Source organism: Lactiplantibacillus brownii, from assembly GCF_031085375.1.
Taxonomy (GTDB): Bacteria; Bacillota; Bacilli; order Lactobacillales; family Lactobacillaceae; genus Lactiplantibacillus; species Lactiplantibacillus brownii.
In genome coordinates this window covers 1,385,824-1,412,384 of sequence record NZ_JAVCWF010000001.1, presented here as the reverse complement: position 1 = coordinate 1,412,384, position 26,561 = coordinate 1,385,824, and the positions used below count along the sequence as shown (strand labels likewise).

Below are 26,561 nucleotides of genomic sequence, written 5' to 3'. Positions count from 1 at the left end.
TATTGTACCAAAAAAGTCATGCCTGAGCATGACTTTGAGTGTTTAATTTGAAGCATCTTTATTCGTAATTTTATTTTTCTCAGCAATTGTGACGCCATTACGGACGATTCGGTACTTACCGGTCTGTGATCCAGTTAGCTGAAACGGTAAACTAACTCGCGTATCACGCGTAATCGCAAGTTCACGATATAAGCTTCCAATCAGATGACTGTCATCTTCCAGATAAATCTTCACATCATTGGCGGTCGTTGTCGACATATTTAAATTCTGATAAGGCACTTTAACTTTGACCTTAAAGCTCTCCGCTAAATCGGCATTAGCTGGCTGACTACCTTTAGACATATTGACCGTTACCGTGGAACCAGCCCGAACGTTGGTGCCACCCTCAGGATCTTGGTCATAGGAATAGCCTGACTTTTGCTCATCCGAATAGCCCTGTTTGAATTCAATATTGAGTCGATTAGCCGTCGCATAATTTAAAATATCTGCTCGACTCTCACCGGTCAAATCTCGCAATGCCACGTAGCGACTGCCCGCACTAACGGTAAACGTTACCGTCGTATTCGTTGGCAGTACCGAACTACCCGCTACAATATCTTGGCTGATAATCTGACCAGCAGAAACTTCCGAAGTACTAAACTCCTGCTTTACTTTGAAACCAGCCGCAGTCAAGGTCGCACGCACGTCTGAATAACTTTCATTCACATAGTTGCCAAAACTAGTGTGCTTAGCGCCGCTACTGATCGTGAGATTGATTCGCGACCGTGTCTGAACCGACTGACGACTGCCTGGCGTACTTTTAATGATCTGATTTTTCGCGACAGCGTTACTCTTGGCCCGTTTGACCGTGCCGACTGACAGATGTTGTTTAGTTAAAACTTTTGTCGCTGCTGATTGCGTTAAACCAGTCAATTTTGGCACTTTTGTCATTTGTGGTCGACTCAATTCTAGGCCAACCACAATGGCAATAATTAGCAATAGGCCAATGCTGCCAAATAAAATGAGTCGGCGGCGTAACGGATGGCGTTTGGACCATGACCGCTTCGGCAATGGCGCTTCGGCAGTTGGCGTGGTCGATTTCTCAGGATCAGTGGCTTTAGCAGCGGTTTTAGTCTGCTGCTTCAACGCATCGGCCCGCCGATTGGCCGCAATCGCAGCCGCAATATCCGCACTCGGCATGATCCTGGTCTCATCATTACCCATATCGGCAGGGACAAAACGCTTCTCGCCGACACGAGTACTCGATAAGGTCGTCAACAAATCAGTCGCCATGTCGGCAACCGTGGCATACCGATCACGAGGGTCTTTAGCTGTGGCTTGCAGCACCACGTTTTCTAAGGCTTGTGGAATATCAGCATCGAAATCTCTCACTGACGGAATTTCCGTTTGAAAGTGTTTTAAAGCGATTGAAACCGCTGTCTCACCTTTAAAAGGCACCGATCCGGTCAACATTTCATATAAGATGATGCCCAATGAATAGATATCGGATTGTTTCGTTGCCATACTTCCACGAGCTTGTTCAGGTGAAAGATAATGGACCGAACCCAAAATCGTATTAGTCTGCGTCATCGTGTGCTCTGACAACGCGACCGCAATACCAAAGTCCGTAATTTTAGCATTGCCCTGTTCATCGATCAAAATGTTTTGGGGTTTGAGATCCCGATGAATAATGTTATGCGCATGCGCAGTCGCAACCGCACTTAATATCTGTTCCATGATGTCAATAACTTGTTGGAGTGGCAAAGGGAAATGTTCTTTAATATAGTTCTTTAAATCCATGCCCTTAACGTACTCCATCACCAAGTACTGCATCCCATTTTCTTCACCGACATCGTATAAACTCACAATGTGCGGGTGGACCAACTCCGTCGTTGCCAAAGCCTCACGTTGAAACCGTTTGATGGTCTTAGGATCATCCCGTAAATCTAAACGCAAAAGTTTGACCGCCACATCGCGATCCAATATTAAGTCATGCGCCAAGTAAACATTCGCCATCCCACCTTCACCTAAGGACCGGATAATTCGATACCGACCGCTAAGTGTGTAGTTAGGTGTCATTTACTAGCCACCTCACCATCAACAACGACGATTAAAGCGGTAATGTTATCCGCTCCACCAGCCGCATTCGCTAATTTAATCAAGGTTTCGCATTTTTCAGTGGCCGTCTGGTCGCTGGCTTGCAAAACACTGGTTAGTTGTTCATCAGTGACCATATTAGTCAACCCATCTGAACACAACAACAGCTGATCAGCCGTTTGCATTTGATACAGATTCGTATCAATATCGGCGTCTGGAGAAATCCCCAACGTTCTGGTAATAATATTTTTTTGCGGATGTTGACGTGCTTGTTCGGCAGAGATTTCACCACGTTTCACCAGTTCATTCACTAATGAATGGTCTTCAGTTAGTTGTTTTAACTGACCATCTCGAAATAAATAACCCCGGCTATCGCCAATATTAGCCATCAAAAATTCATTATTAAACATTAACGCTGCGACCATCGTCGTGCCCATGCCATTCAAATCTGAAAATTCACGTGCCTTCTCAATAATATGTTGATTTTCATCTTGGACTTCAGCTGCGAGCCATTTAACGGCATCGCTGGGTTGATCAAACGTCGTATTTTCAAAACGATAGCCCATGTGTGAAACAGCCATTTCTGAAGCGACATCGCCACCTTGATGGCCGCCGATCCCATCCGCCACGATCGCAAACTGGACGCCCGCTTTATTTTTAAAAACCCCGACATAATCTTCATTTTCTAAGCGCTGTTGGCCAATGTCAGACCGATATGCAAAATTCACCGTTCACCACTCCACTGTTATTTTTTTCGTAAACAAGCGATGAAGAAGCCATCTGAAAGATAATCATCAGGATAAATCGACAAGGTGTCGCTTTCCCGGTCCGCTTTTAAGTGGTTTTCAGTTGGCGTCTTGATCAAGTCAAAATCTGGATGCGCCGCTAAAAATTGTGTGATGACATCCTGATTTTCTTGTTTTAAAATCGTACAAGTGCTATACGTCATGATACCACCATTTTTCAAAGTCGGTGCCACCGCATTTAAGATTGCCAACTGAATCCGTTGCAAGTTCAAACTATCTGAAAGTTGCTTCTCATAACGGATCTCAGGTTTGCGGCGAATCAAGCCCAATCCTGAACAAGGTGCATCCACTAAAATGCGATCAAAGTGGCCATCATCGAATTCCGTCCCGACCTTACGTGCGTCCAATTCGGTCGCAGCAACACGGTCGGCAACATGCATCCGAGCAGCATTCTCACCAATTAATTTCACTTTATTCGCATGAATATCCAGCGCCACGACTTTCCCACCGGCCGCAGGATCTAAAGCAGCCGCAATCTGAGTCGTTTTGCCACCAGGAGCTGCACAAGCATCTAAGACGCGATCACCAGATTGTGGATCTAAGGCTGGCACTACCAACTGAGCACTTTCGTCTTGGATCGTGAACATCCCATACTTCATTGCTTCGGTCGTCACGGCTTGCCCATCGCTGACCACTAAGCCTACCGGTGAAATTTCACTCGGTTCAACTGTTAACTCATCATTCTCAAGTGCCGTCGTCACATCTTCAACATCTGAGACAGCGGTATTCACCCGCAAAGCTTGTTTGGCTGGCTGATTCAAGGAAGCAATAATTGAGGTCATCTTTTCCGCACCGAGTTGATCGCGTAATTCGTTGATCAACCAGATTGGCATGCTATAAGTGATACTCAAGCGTTCATCGTGATCTTCAATCTTCTCAAAATCGGGTAACCCACTCCGGTCCATCTGATGTAAGACCCCGGTCACAAAGCGCCGAATACCGGGATGGCCCTTCACTTTGGCAATTTCAATGGTTTCATTGAAAACTGCTCGCTTGGGGATCTTGTCCAAATATTGCCATTGATACAACGCGGTTAACAAAAGTTCGTTGACCCAGGGATCGAGCTGATGTGGATGACGGACAAAGGGTTGGAGCCAGTATTCCAATGTCAAACGATGTTGAATGACCCCGTACACAATGTTCGTCAACAAGTTAATGTCACGACGGTCCATTTGATGCTGATTGATCAATTGATTTAGTTGTAGATTTGAATATGCGCCATTTTTAATTTTAGCCAAGGCTGAGACGGCTAACCAACGGGGACTATTTCCGACTTCACTCATTTTGTAATGACCTGCTCTCCAGTATTAAATTTATCAGCGGCCCCATTCAGAAAATCAGTAATCGTCATCTTGGGTTTACCCGCTGGTTGAAGCTCATTGATTGCTAGCGCTGTTTGCTGCCCAGCTGCCAACACTAATTCATGTTTTGTTTTACGAACGACTTGACCAGGTGCCTGACTGACCGTTTCAGTTAACGGGGTGACATCCCAGAACTTGGTCCGTTTACCGTCTAAGATCGCATAAGCAATCGGAGCGGGACGTAACCCACGAACTTGGTCGTCGATCTGTTGTGCCGTTTGCTCAAAGTCTAATTGTTCTTCTTCAGGCTTAATTGTGGGAGCGAAGGTCACTTCAGCTTCTGCTTGTGGCGTCGCAGTCAAGGTACCCGCAATTAATTTTGGCAACGTTTCGAGCAAAAGATCGCGCCCAATAACGCTCAGCTTTTCAAATAAGGTTCCGGTATCATCCTGCGCCGTAATGGGTAGCGCCCGTTGTGCTAACATATCGCCGGCATCCATCTTTTTGATCATATAAATAATGGTGATTCCAGTTTCTTTTTCACCCTTGATAAGTGAATATTGCACGGGGGCGCCACCACGATACTTAGGCAATAGTGACCCGTGGACATTGACCGCCGCGATTTTAGCGGCTTTCAACAATTTTGTCGGTAAGAACTGCCCAAAAGCGGCTGTGACGATCAAATCTGGTTGTAGCTCGATAACTTTTTGCATTTCCGGACTGCCGCCGATTTTTTCTGGCTGCAAGACTAAAATATCGTGAGCCACCGCCACTTGTTTCACGGGTGAGGCCGTCAAAATGTGTTTGCGACCGACTTTTCGATCGGGTTGTGTCACGACCGCCAAGACTTGGTAATCTGCTTTGATTAAACTTTCTAAAATTGGGGCCGCAAACTGCGGGGTCCCCATAAAAACGATTGATGTCATTGCAAAATTCCTCCAATAAACTACATAAAATGTAACGGTTCCACGTCAATCCCAATCTGCAAGCCTTGCCGTTGTTGGGCTTGGGTTTCATGTAACAGCGTCGTTAACGTGTTTTCAAGATTTGGTTCTTGCTTATATTTGATGACAATTTGATAGTAATAACGCCGGTTGACGCGCGCAATTGGTTTGGGGGTCGGTCCCAAGATAATCGTGTTCGGTGTTAACCGTGGCTTTAACCATTGTAACAGTTGATACATCCGTTTGGCGGCAATCGCCTCATCTAAATCACTAGCCGTAATTTGGACCGTGAAATAATATGGCGGATAGCCCCCCTGATGTCGCATATGCATCTCATATTTAAAAAAGCCTTCGTAGTCATGATGCTTCGCAAAACGAATCGCATAGTGATCGGGATTAAAGGTCTGGATGTAGACATGCCCGGTCTTCTCCGCCCGACCAGCGCGACCACTGACTTGTGTCAATAGTTGGAAGGTCCGTTCACTCGCGCGAAAATCCGGCAGTCCCAAAGCGGTATCCGCATTGAGGACACCGACCAGCGTGACGTTTGGAAAATCCAATCCTTTGGCAATCATTTGTGTACCGATGAGGATATCGGCTTCACCACTGCCAAATTTCGTCAATAGCTTGGCATGTGACCCCTTCTTCCGAGTCGTATCGTTGTCCATGCGGATAATGCGCGCGTCTGGCATCAAGTCCTGTAACTCTTCTTCTACTTTTTCAGTGCCAGTACCGTAGTAGCGAATCTGGCGACTGTGACAGTTAGGACAAACGCGAGGAATCGCCTCTTCGTGCCCACAATAATGACATTTCATCGTATGCGTATCCATATGTAACGTTAACGAAATATCACAATTGGGACATTTCAACACAAAGCCACAATCGCGACAAAGCACGAAGGACGAGTATCCCCGGCGATTTAACATCAGCACACTTTGCTCATGTCGATCCAGCCGATCCTGCAAGGCAACTAGCAACGCTCGCGAAAAATTACTTTCGGCATGCTGCTGCATTTCCTTTTTCATATCAATAATCGACACAGCTGGTAACGGTCGATTATTAACGCGATCAGCTAAAACTAACCGTTGATAGACCCCTTTTTCAGCACGCGCACGGGTCTCCAGTGAAGGTGTCGCTGACCCTAAAACAACGGGACAATGATGATACTGGCTTCGCCACAAAGCGACTTGGCGCGCATGATACCGTGGCGCATCATCTTGCTTGTAGCTACTTTCGTGTTCCTCATCCATGATGATTAGGCCAAGGTCGTCCAACGGGGCAAAGACCGCTGAACGGGCTCCAACCACCACCTGGGCTTCATGACGTCTGATACGTCGCCATTCATCATACTTTTCACCACTTGATAAGCCACTGTGTAATACCGCAACTGCCTTGCCGAAACGCCCTTTCACCCGTTGGACCATCTGGGGCGTCAAAGAAATTTCAGGAACTAACATTAACGCAGTTTTGCCCTGTGCTAAGGCCGCCGCAATTGATTGTAGATATACTTCGGTTTTACCACTACCAGTGACCCCTTCTAGTAGAAAAGTCGTGGTCGCTGGTTGATCCACAGCAGCGACAATTTGATCCACGGCAACTTGTTGTTCAGCATTCAATTTTAACGGCTGAGTCGGTTTGATATTAGCCGTGGCATATGGATCACGATAAACTTCAATGGCAGTCTTCTCAAGCCACCCTTTTTGTTCACCAGTCCGAATCACCGCTTCACTGACGTCAAAACAGGCACTAAAATCCCGTTGCGTGATCGTCTCACCGTTTAAAGTCTGTAATCCTTGCAGTAACGCAAGCTGTTTGGCAGCACCCGTTCGAACCGTAGCTTCCGCAGCCGCCAGTTCTGGCAGGCTCTGTGCGGCTTTAACCCCGACTAGCGTTTTATGACGCGCTTGATTTTTAACTTGATAATAAACGTCAACTTCACCAGCAGCTTGTAATCGCAATAACTGGCTCACAATCGCCGGAGTAGTCGCAATTTGATCAAAGTCCACACTTGGCTGACCGTGGAAGATTTCAGTAGCTACGGCCGCTGGCGTTTCCGCGGTTGGCCGTAATAACTTCTGATATTTAGCACGCATCACTGCTGGTAACATCGTTTGTGCACAAGTAATTTGAAACGAAAATGTACTAGCCGCGAGCCATGCGGTCAATTTTAAAGCTTCCGTATTTAAAACCGGCGCCAAATCAACCACCGCATCGATAGCCTTGAGATCACCATCATAAGTCGTCGCATCGTCGCATTTTAAAACGAAGCCTTGGACGCGTCGTTTGCCCCGACCAAAAGGCACGACCACCCGCATTCCCGGTTGAACTTGAGATTGCCAAGCACTCGGAATTTGATAACTATAAGGCCGATTGGTTTGCATGGTCGGCACATCGACCAAAACTTGTGCAATTTGAGCCAAGCTTAACTTCCTCTCTTATTTTTTGCCAGCGGCACCACGTGTCAGTGCCGTTTCTAAAACTTTTTGCGCGATTGCGGCTTTCGACAACACCGCAGTGGTCACTGGGGTTGCGCCAGGGCTTAACAACGTGACTTGATTCGTATCACCATTGAAACCAACGCCTGGTTGCGACACATCATTTGCAACTAATAGATCCACCTTTTTGGCAGCCAATTTTTGTTCGGCATTCGCTAATAAATTCTGCGTTTCAGCGGCAAAACCAATGACAAATTGCTGCTGCTTATGCGCGGCTAATGCTTTTAAGATATCCGTTGTTTCGGTTAATTGTAGCGTTAAATGGGCATCATCGGCTTGCTTTTTTATTTTCTGGTCCACTGGTGCCACAGGCCGATAATCCGAAACCGCGGCTGCCATGACCAAGATATCCGTCGTCACAAAAGCTTTTGTGACTTGTGTGAGTAGCTCAGCCGCCGTCGTTACCTGGATATACTCAACACCATGGGGCCGTTTGAGTGCCGTTGGGGTGCTAATTAAGGTCACCTGGGCGCCCATTGCACGAGCTGCTAGGGCAATGGCATAACCCATTTTGCCTGACGAACGATTCGAAATATAGCGCACTGGATCGATCATTTCACGCGTACCGCCAGCTGTGACCAGCACCTTTTTACCATGTAACGGCAAGTCACTTTCCGCATCGATCACTTGATCGGTCAACCAAGCCACGATTGCTTCCGGCTCTGGTAACCGACCTTGTCCCCGGTAACCTTCTGCGAGCATCCCAGTTGCCGGTTGTAAAACGTGTAGCCCGTCAGCCGTAAGCTGGGCGATGTTGCGCACTGTCGCTGGATTGGCCAGCATATGCGAGTTCATCGCCGGAATCACATACTTGGGCGCAGTCGTCGCCAAAATCGTCGTGGTTGCGACATCATCAGCAAGTCCTTGAGCGACTTTAGCTATTAAGTTGGCGGTTGCCGGGACTAGCACCATTAATTCAGTCCAATCCGCTAAAGCCACATGTACCACATGGGTCGGATCTGTCATAGTAAATTCATCCGTAACCACGGGTTGTTGCGTTAGTGTTTGAAAAGTTAGTGGTGTAATAAACTCGGTCGCATGCGCCGTTAAAGCCACCCGGACTTGTGCCCCTTGTTTCATCAACAACCGAATCACTGTCAACGCCTTATAACTCGCAATTCCGCCACTGACCACAACGGTGACATGCCGATCAGTCCAAATACTCATTACCCTCACGCCCTTAATTTTATTAGCTAACTGTTTTACTGTCATTTTAATTCATGAATAGGTTAATTGTATCAAGAATCTGTAGCGAGGTGAAGCTTGAAGATTGCAAACAGGTGTTTGAGTGGCAATTTAATTTTAAAAAGCAACTTAACTCAGTGACGCCTCAATCTTAAAATGGTGTGTTATAGCTATTCGTTTGGCTTGGCGTTTCGGTTGGGCTGGATCGATGCTGGAACGTGGTGGCCACCACTGAGCATCATCCAGCCCGCCCTGCACTAATCAGTACGTTCAATATTAATTGAATTTTGGCGATATTAAAGGACCAACACGGATTATTTTAATAAATATAATGGCTACAATGCATTAGTGATAGCCATTAGCCTTGATAGCTAAAAAAATAGTGTCAAGCCCAAATGGCCTAACACTATTCGTTCAATCTAGTCTTTGTCGGTTTCGTCAGGATCAATCATTAAATCGCCCGCAGCGATTTCTTCTAATGCCCGACCAATCGTTTTAACTGATTTGTATTCACTCAACATTGGTGTCGCACCGGCGTCCAATTCGTGCGCCCGCTTGCTAGCTAACATAATCAATGAGTAACGTGAATTAACTTGCTTTAATAAATCATCAACTGATGGATATAAGATCAAGATTCAGCATCTCCTAACATTTCTTCATATTCTGGCATGACCCGCTTAACACTATAACGTTCACTGCGAATAATCGCCTTGATCCGTTCAGCAGCCAACGGCACTTCGTCATTGACTACCGCATAATCATAATTCCGCATCATTTTAATCTCACCGACCGCTTTCGCCATCCGTTTATTGATGACCGCCATGTCGTCGGTGCCACGGCCGATGATCCGATGTTTAAGTTCCATCAAATCTGGTGGCGTCAAAAAGATAAAGACGCCATCAGGCATTTTTTCGCGAACTTGCATGGCGCCGTTAACTTCAATCTCTAAAAAGACATCCTTGCCAGCCGCCAATGACTGCTTAATATATTTTAAGGGCGTTCCATAGTAATTGTCAACATACTTGGCATATTCAAGCATACCGCCGCTCTTGATTTCATCCTCGAATTCATCTTTGGAGACAAAATAGTAATCCTTTCCATCAACTTCGCCCGGACGCATTTTCCGAGTTGTCATCGAGACTGAATATTGAAAATCGTTATCATCTGAGTCAAAGATTTCCTTACGGACGGTACCCTTGCCGACACCCGAAGGACCTGATAAGACGATTAACATGCCTTGTTTCGCCATGATCGCAAATTCCCCTTATTAAATATGTTTTAAAGTTTATTTTGCACTTTTTACAGCTTGATTGCAAGTTTTATCGTAGACCCTGTGGAATTTTCAAAAAAAGGCGTCGCACTTTCAAAAAAGTCATTAAAATATTGCTTGCATTTTAGAACGCTTGTTCGTATAATGAAAACACAAACAAATGTTCGAGGTGGCTATCATGCAAAGTAAGCAAACTAGTTTAAAAATCGTTTCTAAAAACTTACAAGCTTCTTACCGGCAATTTATGGATGATTTCACTAGTCCGGCCGAAGTCGTCGCACCGTTGCTCCCACAGATGCCGTCATTCCAATTGCAATTATTCTTGTCACAAGCTCAAGCTAACCACTATCAGATTATGTTACAAATGCAGCCTAGTCTAACGGAGACACATCCTTATAATATCCATGGTGTGCTCAAAACGTTAGCTTCCGGTCAGCTCGTCTTAGTGAACCGTCGCCAACACCTGACTCACTTGATTACGGTTGATCAAATTCGTTACTTACAACGTGCCTAACTTAAATAAACCAACTTCTTGCATCAAAAGATGAAATCATGGTTAATCAAACCTTGCCGATTACCTTGGTGTTTTTGATGCAATCAAAAAGATTGATGTTACAGTTCAACCTGCTTCCCTGAATGAGCAATGCTGACACCTGTAAATCAATCTTTTAATTTACCCTTATTTCTGAGTCGGATCGGCTTTCTTTTCGATCCAGCCTAAGATCAAATCTGAGATGATCGCCATCAAAGCAGTTGGCAAAGCCCCTGCTAAGATAATCGCACCACCATCCGTGGCATTGGTTCCTCGGATAATAATATCCCCTAAACCACCAGCACCCACGAAGGTCCCAATGGCAGTAATCCCAATGGCCAAAACTAACGCATTTCGCAACCCAGCCATAATGACTGAGAGTGATAGCGGTAACTCGACAATTCGTAGGATTTGCCAACGAGTCATGCCCATCCCTTTACCAGAGTCTAAGACACTCGGGTCAACATTCAACATCCCGGTGTACGTGTTCTTGATAATTGGGAGTAAAGCGTATAAGAACACCGTCACAATGACCGTATTCACACCTAATCCTAAGCCAATCATGATAATGGACAACATCGCTAAGGATGGTACCGTTTGAATCACATTGGCAATGGCGATAACTGTTGTACTTAATTTGCTATGATGCGCAATAAAGATCCCAATGGGAATCCCCACAATAGCCGCAAACAATACCCCATAAATTGAAATCAAGAAGTGACGAGAAAATTGACTGAGAACATAGGCCCCGTTTTGTTGATAATAATATATCAACTGTTGCAGCATATTCATATTAGCCATTATTTGTCACTCCCTTCAAAGTAATTATGTTTTTCAAGAAATTGTTTAGCGACAACTTCTGGTTCAACTAAATTATTATCTACCTCATAGTTGAGTCCTTGCATCGTTCGCAAACTAATTTTACCGTTCAACCGTGACAAAATTGGTTTCAACTTGGGATGTTCTTTCAAAATCTTATTCGTGGCCACCGCGCTAGCGTTGTATGGTGGGAAGAAGTTCCGATTATCTTTCAAAATAGTTAGATCATAACTCTTGATCCGACCATCAGTAGAATACCCGAGAATTGCGTCCATTTTGCCAGATTCCAACGCATCGTAAACGAGCCCGATTTGCATTGGATAGGTCTTACCAAACGAGTAACCATAGAGTTGCTGAAAGGCATCGTACCCGTCACCTTTGCGTTCGAGCCAAGTTTGGTCCAGCCCAACCGTCAATTGTGACGACACTTTTTTCATATCCCCAACAGTCTTCAAATTATACTTCTTAGCCGTCTTTTTGGTGACCATAAAAGCATACGTATCGGCAAAACCGTAGCTTGGGAAGTAATGCATGCCGTACCGCGTATTGAAATCGCGTTTAACCAGTGCATCTGTCTTCTTGGTTTGACCCCGTTTGACTTTTTCACCTAAGATTGTTGTCAGATCAGTCCCAGTATAACGAATCGACGAAATATCTGCCTGATCATTCTTCAACGCGTTAAAGCTGACGGTACCAGAACCTAAGTTGTTAATAATTGTCGTATTCAAGCTTGAATAGTGTTGAATCATATCTTGAATCATATAAGCCATAATTTGCTGTTCAGTCGTGTTTTGTGACGCAATTCGCACGGTATCATCAGATGAACCAGATAATCCCGGAAAACCACAACCCGCTAAAAGTAAGGCACTGGCAGCGGCCGCGACTAAACTAAGTAACCATTTTTTGAATTTTCGCATGTCGTTTCCCCCTTACTCCTGAGTTGTCCGTGGGGTCACTGCTGCTTCCAGCTTCCCTAATAACCAATCGACAATCAAGGCCAAGATGATGACGGGAATCGACCCACCTAAAATTAAATCAGTCCGATACAAATTCAGACCATTAAAGATGAAATCACCTAAACCACCGGCACCAATATAGGAAGCCAGTGCGGCCCAAGCAATGACATAAGTTGCCGACAAACGAATCCCCGCCATGATTACTGGCGCCGCCATCGGTAACTCAACTTTGATGATTGATTGCCAAGACGTCATCCCCATCCCTTTAGCCGCATCGATCAAAGCTGGGTTAACATCTTCCATCCCTAGGTAAGTATTCCGCAAAATTGGCAATAGTGAGTAGATAAACAGTGCAATAATCGCCGGAATGGCCCCAATCCCAAAGAATGGAATCATTAAGGCTAATAACGCCATTGCCGGAATCGTCTGTAACATACTAGCAATCGCCATGACCACACCAGAAATCGCCTTAGTCCGCGTCAATAAGATTCCTAACGGTACCGCCACAATAATCCCCAGTGCAAGCGCAAGCGCTGAAATATACAAATGTTGCCAGGTTTTCAGTAAGAGTTGCGTGCCATAGGTTTGTAAAAACGAGATCATTCCTGATCACCGCCCTCAGCACCAGTTTGCGCGTCACCGCTTGCTGGCGTTTCGTCGGCGCCATGATGAATGTTATTTGATTCTTCATCTTCTTCTTCGTCACCCCAGAGGGCATCATAAACAATATCGACCAAGGTAGCCCGGGTCACAATCCCCACTAAGCGGTGTTGATCATCCACGACAGGAATGTTTTTAAAGCCACGCTTCAAAATCCGTTCAACGGTATCGCGAATCAAAGAATTGGATTGAACAAAGAAAATATCCCGGTTCATAATATCATCAACACTCGTTGCCGAATTGAAGTTATAATCGACATCTTCAATCCCAATCATCCCTTTTAAGATGTTGGCTTCATCAGTCACTAACAAGGAATCAACACGCTTTTCGTGCATCAAGCGCAATGCATCAGTTAAAGACTTGCCAGGTGTCGTCGAAATTGGGTTCTTTAGCATCACCTGACCAACCGTTGTGATACTTGGCCGTGCTTGAATCAATCGATCTTTCCCAATCAAATTTTCAACGAATTCGTTCGCTGGATGCCGTAAAATACCATCCGGTGTGTCGACTTGCATGATTTGACCACCGTCCATGACAACGATACGCGTCGACAGCTTCAAGGCTTCGTCCATATCATGCGTCACAAACACAAAAGTCTTACCGAGGCGTTCCTGCAAGTCTTTAACTAAATCTTGCAGCGCTTCACGTGTAATTGGGTCCAAAGCCCCGAAAGGTTCATCCATTAAAACTAGATCTTGGTTTGCGGCAAGTGCCCGCACAACCCCGATCCGTTGTTGTTGTCCACCAGATAGTTCGGAAGGATAACGATCTAAGAATTCTTCGGGCAATTCGACTAACTTGATCATTTCTTTGGCCCGTTCGTCCATCTTTTCTTGCGGCCATTTTAATAATTTAGGTACTAAGGTAATATTGTCGCGAATCGTCATATGCGGCATCAAGCCAATATTTTGAATCACATAGCCAATCTTACGCCGCAACTTGACGGGGTCCATCTTGCCAATGTCTTCCCCATCCAGCTTAATCGTCCCTGAAGTCTGACTCAACATCCGATTAATCATCCGCATCGTCGTTGTCTTACCAGAACCAGACGTCCCGATAAAACAGATAAATTCACCTTTTTTAATTTCTAGGTTAAAATCTTCGACTGCAACTTTGCCGCCGGGATAAGTTTTATTCAAATGTTCCATTGTCAGAAACAACCTCATCACTCCTATCTTTTTATTTTCATAATTTATATTCTAAAGCAGTACACATTAAATCATAACTTATAAAACAACCTAATTGCAAACAACTCGAAACCGTAATTCCGCGTCCCCTCGCCATTAAGCCACAACGAGCCTTATCAGCACGCCGATTGTACAAAAAAAGCTTGGCCATAAATTTCCAAACTTTTTTCGTGATCACTTGATCATTATTCGACTTTTTCTTCTCCAGCTAGCCGTAATAGCTCTTCGGCATGTTCCAAAGATAGCTTGGTGACTTTAGTCCCGGCCAGCATGCGGGCCAATTCTTGTACCCGATCCGGCTGAGCTAATTTTGTAACACTCGTCTTAGTCCGACGACCCGTAATCTTTTTCGCAATAAAGTAATGATGATCGGCCATTGCCGCCACTTGTGGTAAATGCGTAATACAGAGGACTTGTGAAAATTTCGCAATGCCGCTGATTTTTTCCGCAATCGCCTGTGCGACCCGACCACTGACACCTGTGTCAACCTCATCAAAAATAATACTGGTAATTCCTTGGGATTCTGAAAAGATCGTCTTTAAGGCCAGCATCATCCGCGACAATTCCCCACCAGAAGCAATTTTTGCGAGTGGTCGCATCCGCTCACCAGGGTTCGTTTGAATATAGAATTCAACACTGTCCAGCCCGCTGCGGTAAATCTGGCCCTTAGTTGGTTTGAAACGAACTTCAAAAATGGCTTTATCCATGTATAAATCTTTTAATTCCTGGTGGATTTGTCGCTGTAAACTCTTAGCACAGGTGCGGCGTTTATCAGAAAGTGCCTGCCCAGTTTTCAATAACGCGGCCTTCTTATCGGCCACCCGTTGCGACAGACCTTCACTATTTTCTTCGGAATCTGTCATTTTAGCGAGTTCTGTCGAAATTTTTTGATAATAATCCAAAATTTGTTGTTCTGAATCGCCATACTTGCGCTTCAGTTGACTGAGTACATCTAAGCGTTGCTCGATTTCATCTAAACGGCCTTCGTCAAATTCCTGCAGATCCAGCTGATTGGAGATTTGTCCCGTCGCATCCTGTAAGGCATAAAAAGCATTTTTAACATTTACAGTGATGTCGTTAAATGCCGAATCCAAGTTAGCGATGGGCTCCAAAGCATTCATCGCTTCCCCGACGACATCAACAGCGCCCGGAGTTTCTTCTTCCGCCACCAACAAGTTATAGCTTTGTTGAAGTGCTTGGTTGATGGTCTGATAATTATCCAACCGGTCGCGTTCTGCCGTCAGATCTGCTTCCTCACCCACTTTAACTTGCGCTGCGGAAATTTCTTCAACTTGAAAATTGAGCATATCCAGTCGCTGAGCCCATTCTTTTTCGTTGGCATTTTTTTGCCGTAGTTCTTGATTAAGTTGTTGATAGGCTTCATATTCTTGCGTATATTGTGCTTTCAGTTTATGAATTTTATGCGCCGCAAACTCATCCAGTAAACCAAGATGTTTATCTGGTTGCATCAATTCTTGATGTTCATTTTGGCCGTGAATATCGACGATGGTTTCACCAATCCGTTTTAAAGTCGTCGTATTGACCAGCATGCCGTTGATTCGGCAAGTATTGCGACCACTCTTGGCAATTTCACGTTGTAAAATAACGGTGTTATCACCATGATCGATGCCCGCCTCATCTAACATGTGGGCGGTTACCCCATCTGCTGGTAAAATAAACATGCCTTGTAGCACCGCTTTATCAGCCCCAGTACGGATGAATTCTTGTGAACCACGACCACCAGCTAGCAAGCCGACCGCATCAATAATGATTGATTTCCCGGCACCAGTCTCCCCAGTTAACACCGTCATGCCATTTTCAAAGGCAATATCCAATTGTTCAATAATGGCAAAATTGGTAATTGATAATTCTTGTAGCACCGCAAATTCCTCCCTATAAAAAACGGCCCGACTCACTTTGCGTGAACAGGCCAATGATAACCCTTAGTTATCGCTTAATAGTCGTTGAAGCGTTTGTTGTAACTCTAAGGTAGCATCGAGTGATTTACAGATAATTAAAACGGTTGAATCATCACCCAAAGTCCCAAACACGTGGTCATAGTGCATGGCTTCCACTAACGAAGCTAGTGCTGGGCCATTTCCAGGTAAGACCTTGATCAGGACTAACTTATCTTGAGTCGCGTATGAAACATAGGCATCCTTCAAAGTCCGCTTAAGCTTTTTTTCCGTATCCATCTTTTTTTGGACCGGCATGCTGTAATGATAGCCACCCGTTGCCGAGGGAACTTTAACCAGTTGCATGTCCTTAATATCTCTGGAAATCGTGGCTTGCGTCACATCAATATTTTCGGCACGTAATAAGCTGACAAAGTCTTCTTGTCGTTCAATTTCTTTTGAACTTAATAATCGTTTAATGTAGCGTTGGCGCTCTTGCTTTTTCACCCGATCACCCCCGGCGTCTTAGTCATATCACTACCCACATAATAAGCTATTTTGCATAAATATGAAAGACTGGATTATAAAATAATTACTTATTCAATTGATCATACGCGGCTTGTTGGGTCTTTTCAATCGAAACACTAGGAGCAATCGTAGCGGCCTCAGCCGTTGCTTGCAGATGCACTAAGAATTCAATATTCCCTTCGCCACCTTTGATCGGTGAATAATCTAACCCCAAAACATTGTAACCAGCGGACTGGGCGAAATTAACAATATCTGTCAACACGGCGGTGTGTACCGCGTGATCACGAACAATCCCGTGTTTCCCAACATTTTCCCGTCCAGCTTCAAATTGTGGTTTGATTAAGGCAACCACTTCACCACCAGTTTCAATAATGGCGTGTAGCGGTGGCAAGATCAAATGTAGCGAGATGAAGGAAACATCAATAGACGCGAAGCTGGGTTGCCCTCGCTTGAAATCTGCCAGTTTGCTATACCGAAAATTGGTATGTTCCATGACTTCGACACGTGGATCTTGTCGCAATTTCCAGACTAACTGGTTGCTCCCAACATCTAACGCGTAGCTCATTTGCGCCCCGTTTTGTAACATCACATCCGTGAAACCACCAGTAGAAGACCCAATGTCTAACACAATGCGATCAGTGACGTCGATTTGAAAACTTTTAAGGGCTTTTTCCAACTTTAAGCCACCACGCGAAACATATGGCATCGGTTTGCCTTTTAAATGCAACTCGGTGGTCACCGGAATCTTTACGCCCGGCTTGTCCAGGCGTTCTTCGTTGATGCCCAAGATTTCACCCGCCATAACGGCCCGTTTAGCTTTCTCTCGCGTATCAAATAAGCCTTGTTGTACTAGTAAAACGTCGATCCGTTCTTTTTCCATCTCATTAAGTCCTCTAATTCGTAAAATACGTTAAAAACGATGCCAATAAGCCTAAGTCCCGTTGGCTTAACTGCTCGGCACGACCGATTGCGGTCTGAGCCGTGGCAATAGCCTGGGCTAGCGCTCCTTTGGCGCCTGCTAAACCCAACAAGCTCGGATAAGTATTTTTATGCTCACCCGCATCCTTATGCGTTTGTTTCCCAAGTTGCGCTGCCGTACTGGTCACGTCCAAAATATCATCATAGATCTGAAAGGCCAGCCCAAAGGCATCCCCAAAGGCTAGTAATTCCGGTCGGACTGCCGCAGGAACGCCAGCCTGTATGGCACCGGCAACAATGGCGTAATGGATCAACGCGCCAGTCTTTTCACGATGCAATTGTTGTAAGGCTGGCAAGGCCAACTGAGTGCCGGCATCTTTGACATCCGCCACTTGACCCGCGACCATGCCCTGTGGTCCCGCAGCTTGCGCCAAAGCCAAAGTTAATTGAGCGATTTGGTCAACTGGTAAGCCGCTGTCTGCTAGCCACTGAAAACTTAGTGGTTGCAAGGCATCCCCCGCTAAAATCGCCACATCTTCCCCAAACTTTACATGGCTAGTTGGCTCACCACGTCGTAACGCATCGTTGTCCATTGCTGGTAAGTCATCATGAATCAACGAATAAGTATGCATGAGTTCTAAGGCCACACTCGCCCGTATATTGGCCGCCGTAATGGGTTGCTCGAAGGCCGTCATCACCGCTAAACTTAACAATGGTCGCAAACGTTTGCCACCAGCCAATACCGAATAGCGCATGGCCGCGGTTAGCAGCTCACGATCACTCACCTGACGTAGATTCTCATCAAGATAAGCATTGATCCGAGGCCGCCACACTTTTTCAAAACTGGTTAAAATTTGCTCAGTCATTAGAATCAGGGGCTTTAGGTTGTTCGAATGGAACTTCATTACCATTTTCATCCATCATCTTAGTCAAAGTCTTTTCGGCACCTTCGAGGGTACTTTGAAGTTGCTTACTTAAAGCAACACCCTTTTGAAATTGATCTAAGGCTTGTTCCAGCGGGACATCCCCCTGTTCAAGTTGATTCACGATGGTTTCCAATTGCGTTAAATTTGCTTCAAAAGTTGGTTTATCAGCCATGCTTGTTTCCTCCATCAATCTTCGTAATTTGTGCTTCTGCTTCCCCATCTGCAAAGTGGACCGCAACGGTTTGTGACGGCGCCACCTGATGGACAGACCGGACAATTTGATCCTCATGGGTCACAAAGGCGTAGCCGCGACCCATGATTTTTAACGGACTCAATAAATCCAAGGATTGAATCGTCCGAGTCAGCTGCTGTTCTTTAGCCGTCACCACCAACTGAACGCCACGCTGAAGTCGTTGCTGTAGATTGGTCAATTGCGTCTGTGCTTGACGCACACGATGAATCGGCGTTTGCTGACCAAGTCGTTGGGCAAGGCGCTGATATTGTTGTTGTGATTGCGTGAGCCGTTGGCGACCGGCTTGCTTCAAACGCTCTGATAAAAAGTCTAATTTTTGAACGTAGCCTTCATACAACCGACTGGGCTGTGTAAAGACATACGAGGTGGTTAATTTATTCAATCGCTGACGATCTTGTTGCACTATATTCTGAAAGGCATTAAAGACCCGCGTTCGATCTTGGTTCAATTGTAATAAAACTTCATTATAAACTGGTACGGCTAGTTCAGCCGCAGCAGTTGGCGTCGCAGCTCGGACGTCTGCGACCAGATCAGCAATCGTGGTATCCGTTTCGTGACCAACGGAAGAGATTACTGGCAAAGCGCTCGCCGCAATGGCGCGGGCCACCACTTCCTCGTTGAACGGCCACAAATCTTCAATCGAACCACCACCACGCCCAATAATCAGCGTGTCAAACGTCCCCGCCGCATTCGCACGTTCAATTTGCCGGGCAATTTCTGGTGCTGCGGCGTCACCTTGAACCTGTGCTGGAAACAAAACGATTTGGGCGATTGGATACCGTCGCCGCGCCGTCGTGATGATGTCTCGAATTACGGCACCCGATTGACTAGTCACGACCGCAATCCGTTTTGGAAAACGTGGCAATGGCTGTTTGGGCGCACTGAAGAGGCCTTCAGTCGCTAACTTCTTTTTTAATTGTTCATAAGCTTGATAGAGTGCACCGACCCCATCTGGCTCCATGCGTTCCACGTAAATTTGATAGCTTCCACTCGCTTCGTACAGACCAATTCGCCCAACCACGAGCACTTTCATCCCAACTTCTGGTTGAAACTTAACCTTGGCAAAAGCGGATCGAAACATGATCGCGGCAATTTTAGCGTGATCATCCTTCAAACTAAAATACTGATGAGTATTTGGGCGCGGGCGATAATTAGAAATCTCCCCCGTCAAATAAACTTTGCCCAAATAAGGGTCAACTTCAAATTTACGTTTGATGTACTGTGTCAGTGCCGAAACTGTCAAATATTGCTGACTGTCACTCACCTAAATCACTCCATTTTGCTAATTCTACAGTTGTTTGCATCAAAGTGGCAATGGTCATTGGACCGACGCCACCGGGAACCGGCGTGATTGCTCCGGCAATTCCTTGGGCAGAATCAAAATCAACGTCACCAACTAATTTACCATGGTCATCGCGGTCCATCCCAACATCAATCACCGTTGCCCCCGGTTTAATATCTTCACCAGTGATAAGGTGTGCAATACCGGTCGCCACAACTAAAATATCGGCCGTACGCGCCACTGCCTTTAAATCTCGCGTTCGACTGTGGGCAAGTGTCACGGTCGCATTAGCATTCGTGAGTAATGCCGCCATGGGCTTGCCGACGATCGTACTACGACCAATGACCACCGCGGTTTTACCGGCTGGATCAATGTCATATGCCGCAAGCATCGTCATGATACCCCGCGGCGTATTAGCCACGGGATACTTACCTGGAAAATTGGTAACCAGTTTCCCGACATTAGTCGGATGGAAGCCATCAACATCTTTTTTCGGATCAATCGCTAAAGTAACTAGCGGTTCATTGATCTGTTCAGGCAATGGTGACTGTACTAAGATTCCATGAATGCTAGAATCCGCATTATACTCAGCAATAATTGACAGTAGTTCGGCCTGAGTCGTCGTTTCAGGTAACTCCCGGACGATTGAGTGCATGCCTAATCTTTCGGCCTTGCGATTCTTGTTACGAACATAGATCTGACTGGCTGGATCGGCCCCCACAATAATCACGACGATTCCAGGTTGGACGCCTTGTTCAACTAACTTGGCAACTTCAACTTGCGTTGCCTGATTAACCTTCTTCGCTACCGCTTTACCATCAATAAGTGTTGTCACACATGCCACGCTCCTTTGATTTGTCTTTTTTCATTTTAGCATATTCAGACCCGTATTATATAGCCGGTTCACTAAGAAGTTATTAAAAAAAGCCCGGCAATTTGCCAGGCTTTCCAAGTTGAACATCATATTGTTCGGTTTTAGATTAAATGTTATCGTTCATGACGGCTTTACCCAAGACGCCACTCACAAATTTCCGTGATTGGTCATCACTGAAAGCCTTCGTTAATTCGATAGCTTCATTGACAGCCACTTTACCGGGCACATCATCCACATATTTCAACTCATAAAACGCCATGCGTAAAATAATCAAATCGGTCTTTGCCAACCGATCTAACGACCAAGTACGGCTTAAATAAGGTTGAATCTGGGCATCTAATTCCGCTTGATGTTCCGTGACACCGGTCACCAACGTACTGAGATAGCCGGGAATTTCAACTTCCGCGGTTTCATCAGGATTTAATAACTGTTGGTAGAGCTGATTTTGATCAGCATCCGGATTAGCGTTCAAAGCAAACAAAGCTTGAAACGCTTTTTCACGAATTTCATGACGCGTTAAACTCAAGATTCTTCACCGTCTTCATTTTCTGGGGTTTCCGGGTCCGCATCACCAAAAAGATTATTCGGGTCGATCCCGCTTTCTGTCTTTTCAGTCACGATCCCAGTGATGTGTACGTTAACCTCGCTTAAAGCTAAATCAGTCATGAACAAGATCTGTTGTTTAACTTTATCTTGAACAGCCAATGCGACTTTGGGTACGGACACGCCGTAATTCAAATAGGCATAGACATCCACACTGATTTGGTCATCAACGATGGTTAGCTTAACACCTTTGCTGAGACTTTTTTTACGACCGAACAACTCATTGACACTGGAAGAAATCGAGCCACGCATGCGGTTAACCCCTTCAATCTGGCTTACCGCGATACCAACGATAATCTCAAGCACTTCTGGTGCAATTTGAATTTGTCCCAAGCTGGGTTCTTTACTTTGTAACGTAATGTTGCTGCTTTCAGCCATTTTGACATTCCTCCAATTCCATGTTTGTCGGCGCTAACTTAAAAAATTAAGCCCGAGAAACGTAGGTGCTGTCAACCGTGTTCACGATCAACTTGTCGCCAGCTTTAACAAAGAATGGCACTTGGATAATGGCACCCGTTTCCAAAGTAGCGGGTTTAGAACCACCAGAAGCGGTGTCACCCTTGATCCCTGGTTCAGTGTCAGAAACTTCCAAGGTAACCGTGTTAGGTAATTCAATACCTAAAACTTCACCATTGTATAAAGTTACTTGCACTTCCATGTTTTCCTTCAAGAACTTCAATTCGGTTTGAATGTGGTCCCCAGGAATTTCAAGTTGTTCGTAAGTATCCGTATTCATGAAGACATAGTTGTCCCCGTCTTCATAAAGATACTGCATCGTGCTCTTTTCGATTGGTGCTTGTTCCATCTTAGCACCGGCCCGGAAAGTCTTATCTTGAACCGCACCAGTCCGTAAGTTCTTTAGCTTTGAACGAACAAAGGCGCCACCCTTACCAGGCTTAACGTGCTGGAATTCCACGATACGCCAAATGGCATGGTCAACTTCAATTGTTAAACCGTTTTTAAAATCTGCTGTAGAAATCATATAAAAGTTCCTCCTATGAAGATATCTTTATTACTATAACAAGACAGAGCCACCGTGGCAACTGTCTTACCATTATAAAATCAATAAATCACGTGTGGCAGTCGTCAACCGTGTCTGGCCCGTTTTAGTGACCAGTACATCGTCTTCGATACGCATACCGCCTAAACCAGGGAAATAAACGCCTGGTTCTACCGTCACGACACTGTCACTGACTAATCTTTCCTGACTCCGTGTTGAAATCAGCGGATCTTCATGAATCTCAAGTCCGATACCGTGACCCATCCCATGATTAAAAGCGTCACCGTAGCCCGCATCCGTGATGATTCGACGCCCGATGGCATCTAACTCAGCACCTAAAGCACCCGGTTTCACTTGCTCGATCACCGCTTGCTGGGCCGTTTTGACTACTTGATAAGCCGCCTTCAGTTTCGCATCCGGTTCACCCAAGGCAAACGTCCGCGTCATATCTGAGGTATAGCCGTTTAAAAAGTAACCGAAGTCCAACGTCACTAACTGTCCAGCAGTCAGTAATGCGGATGAGGCGGTTCCGTGAGGCAAGGCGGCACGGGCACCACCGAGCACGATCGTCGTAAACGACGGCCCGCTGGCACCGTGAGTCCGCATGAAGGCATCTAGCAAGTTGCTGACGTCGATTTCACGCAGGCCCGGTCGCACAATGCTGGTCACATACTCAAAGCCCCTATCCGCCAATTTAGCCGTGGCTCGTAACTTATTCAGTTCATCTGGTTCTTTAACCACCCGAATTTGTTCAACGACGTTTGGTAACGCCACCAAATCACTGACTAAATACTCGTCAAGATAACTATAAGCCTGATAAGGTAACTCATCTTCAAAGCCCATGACTCCTACTTGACGCTTAGCAATAATCTCGCTGACTGCACCCAAGTAGTCTCGCGTAATAATCAGATGTTCTGGATCATACTGGCTCGAAAAAGCGGTTTGATAACGGGCATCCGTAATCAGATAAACCGATTGCGAAAGGACGAGTAAATAACCGTCACCCGCCATGTCCGTCATCCCAGTTAAATAATGTAGATTGCCATTGCTCGAAACGAGAAAGGCATCGATCTTTAACTGATCAAACCGGGCTTGTAATCGTTCAATTCGACTTGACATTCAGTCACTCCCATCATAACTCATGCTTCATTATACCAAACTTGAGTCATCACGACGTACTTTGAAAGCTGATTCGTCACTAAAGCGTTAAAAAAAGAGCCTCAAGCAGAGGCTCTTTCAAAAGATTATTTTGCTGGGTAAACAGAAACTTGGCGCTTGTCGCGACCTTTGCGTTCAAAACGAACGACACCGTCAACCTTTGCAAATAATGTATCGTCGCCACCACGGCCAACGTTAACACCAGGGTAAATATGGGTTCCACGTTGACGATAAAGGATGTTACCACCCTTAACAGTTTGGCCATCAGCCCGTTTAGCACCTAAGCGCCGACCAGCTGAATCACGACCGTTGGCAGTTGAACCGCCACCTTTATGGTGAGAGAAGAATTGCAAGTTCATTTTCATAGTGAGTCCACCTCCGAATGTGGTTATCGTGTTTGCTCACGAACCCGGATATAATCTCCGTAATTCGCGGCAACATCGTTTAGTCCAAGGGTGAAACTCTCAAGCAAGGTCTGTAATTGTGGGTTTGTTAAGTCTAGCTTAGCAAAATTCGCAATTAACAAACCACCGTTGGCTTCATCACTTTGAACATCGGGTTTTAGATGGGCAACTTGTTCAATCCCATTGATTGTACTGATTGCCAATACTGAAACTGCCGCACAAACGATGTCTTGTCCATAAGCACCTGAATCTGCATGACCAGTCAATCGAAAGCTAGTGATTAAACTAGCTTGATTACGATTAATCGTTGCTTGAATCATCAGGCATGCCTACTTTCTTATTTATGCATTAATTGTGTCGATCGTTACCTTAGTATATGGTTGACGATGACCCTTCTTAGTATGTTGGCCCTTCTTGGCCTTGTACTTGTAAGTAATCACTTTACGTTCGCGGCCTTGTTTTTCAACAGTACCTTCGACCGTCGCACCATCAACAGTAGGCGTACCAATCTTGGTTGAGTCGCCACCGACAAAAACTACTTGATCAAAAGTAACTTTGTCGCCTGCAGCAGCATCAAGCTTTTCAACATAGATTGCTTGGCCTGCTTCAACTTTATATTGTTTACCACCAGTTACAATAATTGCGTACACGTTTGTGCACCTCCTTAAATTATGAATCACTTAGACTCGCCAAATTAAGCGCCATCGCTGGTCTTAATACTCAATTCGTGCGGTTGTAGCTGCAGAAGTCCACAAATACAACAAGAAAATACTATCAAAATACGGGTGACTAGTCAAGCGATATTTTCATTGAACAAAGAAATCAGTGAAAGTAATGTTTCTTGCTGTCATTAAATGATGCAGCTTTTTGATACATTTTGTCAGATATCTCGGTGTATAGATCATGTCATGCGCTAACCAATCCGTAATGATCCCCGTCGTTGCGGACACATAATAAGCAATCTGAATGCTAACCGGAACTTCTAAATCAGCAAACTGATCCTCAAAATCATCATAAAAACGTTGCATCCAGGCCGTTAGCTGCTCATTGATCCGCCGGTTAACCGCCAATTGACTTTGATTCAATAGTAACGTTTTAAAAGCTTCCGCATGTTGATCAACATAGCCTAACGCTTTGGACAATGATAAAACGTTGACGCGACGCAGTGGATCTAAGGGATTAGTAATAATTTCACCCACCGGGACTGAAACAATCGCTTCATCAAATAAATCCGTGACCAGATCATCCAAAGCTTGGTCCACAAAAGCGGGCTTATCTTTATAATGTAAATAAAAAGTTCCCCGGGTTACCGCCGCGGTGGTGGTTAATTCTTGAACAGAAATGTTTTCAACTCGTTCATTTTGTAGTAATGTGATTAATGCTTGCCGTAAATGACGGCGGGTCTTATCGACGCGTGGATCCATGTCGTGACTCATTTAACTTCCCTACTTTCTCAATTAAATTAAATATAACATCATTTTGAGAAAGTGTCTAACAGTTCGGATAACCAAGACATAATAGCCATAAACGTCCATAATTTTATGACTATTTTCAAAAAATACCGCTTTTTCGTTAATTTTAGTTGCAATTTACGTTATACTAGCTTTACAATAATTGTTATTGGACTAAATAAAGGAGGAATTTCTCTCATGACTGAAGTACGTAAACCATACAACACATGGGCATCACGCCGTCCAGTTGCTGACAAGCAAAAGCGCATTCGTCGCGAAAAGCAAACCGCTGCTATCCAACGTTTCGCTGCTGGCAAGACTGAAACCATTGAAGCAACACCAAAAATCAAGTAATTTAAAAAAGAACTGCCCAATTGTTGGTCAGTTCTTTTTTGTTTACGCATTATTTTATTTAGTGGCGATGATTGAAGTGGTTGCCTTAACGGTTACCGCGGGAAGCCGTGAAATGTTTGCTTGCCGCATTTTCCTTCTTCACAAAATTTGAATAATATTGAATGCCACCGGCAATGGCAAGTATGCCTACAATTGCTAATACAGAACCCATAAGCGTCACACCTTCCCTTTCTCTGATTACAATTATATTATCGTTATGTTACAGGAATATTTCAAGTGAAATGTTTGAAATATCAAAAATCCGTAGTGACCTTTAACTTTTCTTAAGTAATTTAACCGACTCAACTAAAAAAATCACTATTTGATCAAATTTTGATAGCACTATGACCTGGACGCTGTGGTACTTTTCGATTGAGCCATCACGTTAGGCCATTACCTCAAATAAGAATTGACAGTCGTTATTTTGTTAACTATAATTAATCATGTTGTTGTCATGGTAGCTCAACTGGATAGAGCATCCGCCTTCTAAGCGGAGGGTTGTGAGTTCAAGTCTCACTCGTGACATAAATCACTAGAACTAGCATAACCAGAAAAGAGCGCCCTCTCAGATAATTGTCTGAAAGGACGCTTTTTTTGTTTTGACACTATTTTTCAAAAAATAAAAATGAATCAACCTAAAGTTGC

The 26,561-nt window shown here is 45.0% G+C and carries 30 protein-coding genes, 1 tRNA gene and 1 other annotated feature; of the genes, 3 read left to right on the top strand and 28 right to left on the bottom strand.

Features of this window, described 5'->3' with window-relative positions:
* Positions 1-42 precede the first annotated feature (42 nt).
* The 8 genes from pknB to gmk all read right to left on the bottom strand — a co-directional run bounded on the left by pknB (position 43) and on the right by gmk (position 10,056).
* Positions 43-2,058 (bottom strand): Stk1 family PASTA domain-containing Ser/Thr kinase, encoded by a 2,016-nt coding sequence (pknB, locus tag RA086_RS06490; protein WP_308703030.1) that lies wholly within the window; start codon positions 2,056-2,058, stop codon positions 43-45.
* On the bottom strand, positions 2,055-2,804 hold the full coding sequence (locus RA086_RS06485; protein ID WP_308703029.1) for a Stp1/IreP family PP2C-type Ser/Thr phosphatase: 750 nt from the start codon (positions 2,802-2,804) through the stop codon (positions 2,055-2,057). Before RA086_RS06485 ends, pknB begins: the two co-directional genes overlap by 4 nt.
* Positions 2,805-2,821: 17 nt before the next feature.
* Positions 2,822-4,165: a 16S rRNA (cytosine(967)-C(5))-methyltransferase RsmB gene (rsmB, locus tag RA086_RS06480; protein ID WP_308703028.1), complete on the bottom strand. Its 1,344-nt coding sequence runs from the start codon at positions 4,163-4,165 to the stop codon at positions 2,822-2,824.
* Positions 4,162-5,109 (bottom strand): methionyl-tRNA formyltransferase, encoded by a 948-nt coding sequence (fmt, locus tag RA086_RS06475; protein WP_308703027.1) that lies wholly within the window; start codon positions 5,107-5,109, stop codon positions 4,162-4,164. The genes rsmB and fmt overlap by 4 nt, the downstream gene beginning before the upstream one ends.
* A gap of 20 nt (positions 5,110-5,129) precedes the next feature.
* A complete protein-coding gene (gene priA / locus RA086_RS06470; RefSeq protein ID WP_308703026.1) occupies positions 5,130-7,547 on the bottom strand; it encodes a primosomal protein N' in 2,418 nt (805 codons plus the stop codon).
* A gap of 15 nt (positions 7,548-7,562) precedes the next feature.
* The gene (gene coaBC / locus RA086_RS06465) at positions 7,563-8,789 is read right to left on the bottom strand and encodes a bifunctional phosphopantothenoylcysteine decarboxylase/phosphopantothenate--cysteine ligase CoaBC (RefSeq protein ID WP_308703025.1); all 1,227 of its coding nucleotides are present in this window, start codon (positions 8,787-8,789) and stop codon (positions 7,563-7,565) included.
* 437 nt (positions 8,790-9,226) lie between these two features.
* Positions 9,227-9,439, bottom strand: coding sequence for a DNA-directed RNA polymerase subunit omega (rpoZ, locus tag RA086_RS06460; RefSeq protein ID WP_137607493.1), 213 nt, complete (start codon positions 9,437-9,439; stop codon positions 9,227-9,229).
* Positions 9,436-10,056, bottom strand: a complete 621-nt coding sequence (gmk, locus tag RA086_RS06455) for a guanylate kinase (protein WP_137607492.1) — start codon at positions 10,054-10,056, stop codon at positions 9,436-9,438. Before gmk ends, rpoZ begins: the two co-directional genes overlap by 4 nt.
* A gap of 199 nt (positions 10,057-10,255) precedes the next feature.
* Between gmk and RA086_RS06450 the strand changes: the two genes are divergently transcribed.
* Positions 10,256-10,591 carry a hypothetical protein gene (locus RA086_RS06450; protein ID WP_308703024.1) on the top strand — a complete coding sequence of 112 codons (336 nt, stop codon included), beginning with the start codon at positions 10,256-10,258 and terminating at the stop codon, positions 10,589-10,591.
* Between the two features lie 165 nt (positions 10,592-10,756).
* On the opposite strand, the gene RA086_RS06445 is transcribed toward RA086_RS06450, so the two are convergent.
* The 19 genes from RA086_RS06445 to RA086_RS06355 form a co-directional block, all read right to left on the bottom strand.
* Entirely contained in the window at positions 10,757-11,410 is a 654-nt protein-coding gene (locus RA086_RS06445; RefSeq protein ID WP_308703023.1) for an ABC transporter permease, read from the bottom strand.
* Positions 11,410-12,345 carry an osmoprotectant ABC transporter substrate-binding protein gene (locus tag RA086_RS06440; protein ID WP_308703022.1) on the bottom strand — a complete coding sequence of 312 codons (936 nt, stop codon included), beginning with the start codon at positions 12,343-12,345 and terminating at the stop codon, positions 11,410-11,412. Before RA086_RS06440 ends, RA086_RS06445 begins: the two co-directional genes overlap by 1 nt.
* Before the next feature lie 12 nt (positions 12,346-12,357).
* Positions 12,358-12,987 carry an ABC transporter permease gene (locus RA086_RS06435; RefSeq protein WP_308703021.1) on the bottom strand — a complete coding sequence of 210 codons (630 nt, stop codon included), beginning with the start codon at positions 12,985-12,987 and terminating at the stop codon, positions 12,358-12,360.
* The gene (locus RA086_RS06430; RefSeq protein WP_308703020.1) at positions 12,984-14,210 is read right to left on the bottom strand and encodes a betaine/proline/choline family ABC transporter ATP-binding protein; all 1,227 of its coding nucleotides are present in this window, start codon (positions 14,208-14,210) and stop codon (positions 12,984-12,986) included. The genes RA086_RS06435 and RA086_RS06430 overlap by 4 nt, the downstream gene beginning before the upstream one ends.
* Before the next feature lie 206 nt (positions 14,211-14,416).
* A complete protein-coding gene (gene recN / locus RA086_RS06425; protein ID WP_308703019.1) occupies positions 14,417-16,111 on the bottom strand; it encodes a DNA repair protein RecN in 1,695 nt (564 codons plus the stop codon).
* A gap of 63 nt (positions 16,112-16,174) precedes the next feature.
* Positions 16,175-16,633, bottom strand: coding sequence for an arginine repressor (locus RA086_RS06420; RefSeq protein ID WP_308703018.1), 459 nt, complete (start codon positions 16,631-16,633; stop codon positions 16,175-16,177).
* Positions 16,634-16,718: 85 nt separating this feature from the next.
* Entirely contained in the window at positions 16,719-17,534 is an 816-nt protein-coding gene (locus RA086_RS06415; protein ID WP_308703017.1) for a TlyA family RNA methyltransferase, read from the bottom strand.
* 13 nt (positions 17,535-17,547) lie between these two features.
* Positions 17,548-18,438, bottom strand: coding sequence for a polyprenyl synthetase family protein (locus tag RA086_RS06410; protein WP_308703016.1), 891 nt, complete (start codon positions 18,436-18,438; stop codon positions 17,548-17,550).
* Positions 18,431-18,670, bottom strand: a complete 240-nt coding sequence (locus RA086_RS06405) for an exodeoxyribonuclease VII small subunit (RefSeq protein WP_308703015.1) — start codon at positions 18,668-18,670, stop codon at positions 18,431-18,433. Before RA086_RS06405 ends, RA086_RS06410 begins: the two co-directional genes overlap by 8 nt.
* Entirely contained in the window at positions 18,663-20,015 is a 1,353-nt protein-coding gene (gene xseA / locus RA086_RS06400) for an exodeoxyribonuclease VII large subunit (protein WP_308703014.1), read from the bottom strand. The genes RA086_RS06405 and xseA overlap by 8 nt, the downstream gene beginning before the upstream one ends.
* Complete coding sequence (locus tag RA086_RS06395; protein ID WP_308703013.1) at positions 20,008-20,868, bottom strand: bifunctional 5,10-methylenetetrahydrofolate dehydrogenase/5,10-methenyltetrahydrofolate cyclohydrolase; 861 nt, start codon at positions 20,866-20,868, stop codon at positions 20,008-20,010. The genes xseA and RA086_RS06395 overlap by 8 nt, the downstream gene beginning before the upstream one ends.
* Positions 20,869-21,013: 145 nt before the next feature.
* Positions 21,014-21,433: a transcription antitermination factor NusB gene (nusB, locus tag RA086_RS06390; protein WP_308703012.1), complete on the bottom strand. Its 420-nt coding sequence runs from the start codon at positions 21,431-21,433 to the stop codon at positions 21,014-21,016.
* Positions 21,430-21,888 carry an Asp23/Gls24 family envelope stress response protein gene (locus tag RA086_RS06385; RefSeq protein WP_308703011.1) on the bottom strand — a complete coding sequence of 153 codons (459 nt, stop codon included), beginning with the start codon at positions 21,886-21,888 and terminating at the stop codon, positions 21,430-21,432. Before RA086_RS06385 ends, nusB begins: the two co-directional genes overlap by 4 nt.
* Before the next feature lie 46 nt (positions 21,889-21,934).
* Complete coding sequence (gene efp, locus RA086_RS06380; protein WP_308703010.1) at positions 21,935-22,492, bottom strand: elongation factor P; 558 nt, start codon at positions 22,490-22,492, stop codon at positions 21,935-21,937.
* 72 nt (positions 22,493-22,564) lie between these two features.
* Positions 22,565-23,629: a M24 family metallopeptidase gene (locus RA086_RS06375; RefSeq protein ID WP_308703009.1), complete on the bottom strand. Its 1,065-nt coding sequence runs from the start codon at positions 23,627-23,629 to the stop codon at positions 22,565-22,567.
* Positions 23,630-23,754: 125 nt separating this feature from the next.
* Positions 23,755-24,033 (bottom strand): 50S ribosomal protein L27, encoded by a 279-nt coding sequence (gene rpmA, locus RA086_RS06370; protein WP_137607477.1) that lies wholly within the window; start codon positions 24,031-24,033, stop codon positions 23,755-23,757.
* A gap of 23 nt (positions 24,034-24,056) precedes the next feature.
* Positions 24,057-24,392, bottom strand: a complete 336-nt coding sequence (locus tag RA086_RS06365) for a ribosomal-processing cysteine protease Prp (protein ID WP_308703008.1) — start codon at positions 24,390-24,392, stop codon at positions 24,057-24,059.
* 21 nt (positions 24,393-24,413) lie between these two features.
* Positions 24,414-24,722 (bottom strand): 50S ribosomal protein L21, encoded by a 309-nt coding sequence (gene rplU / locus RA086_RS06360; protein ID WP_137607475.1) that lies wholly within the window; start codon positions 24,720-24,722, stop codon positions 24,414-24,416.
* 22 nt (positions 24,723-24,744) lie between these two features.
* Positions 24,745-24,817 (bottom strand) — a sequence feature (ribosomal protein L21 leader region).
* Between the two features lie 61 nt (positions 24,818-24,878).
* A complete protein-coding gene (locus tag RA086_RS06355; protein ID WP_308703007.1) occupies positions 24,879-25,508 on the bottom strand; it encodes a TetR/AcrR family transcriptional regulator in 630 nt (209 codons plus the stop codon).
* A 213-nt stretch (positions 25,509-25,721) separates the two neighbouring features.
* Here RA086_RS06355 and RA086_RS06350 point away from each other — a divergent pair, with 213 nt between their 5' ends.
* Entirely contained in the window at positions 25,722-25,877 is a 156-nt protein-coding gene (locus RA086_RS06350; RefSeq protein WP_137607473.1) for a hypothetical protein, read from the top strand.
* A gap of 85 nt (positions 25,878-25,962) precedes the next feature.
* Here the strand turns inward: RA086_RS06350 and RA086_RS06345 are convergent, their stop codons facing one another.
* Complete coding sequence (locus tag RA086_RS06345) at positions 25,963-26,088, bottom strand: hypothetical protein (protein WP_308703006.1); 126 nt, start codon at positions 26,086-26,088, stop codon at positions 25,963-25,965.
* 279 nt (positions 26,089-26,367) lie between these two features.
* On the opposite strand from RA086_RS06345, the gene RA086_RS06340 reads away from it, so the two are divergent.
* Positions 26,368-26,441, top strand: a tRNA-Arg gene (locus RA086_RS06340).
* Positions 26,442-26,561 lie beyond the last annotated feature (120 nt).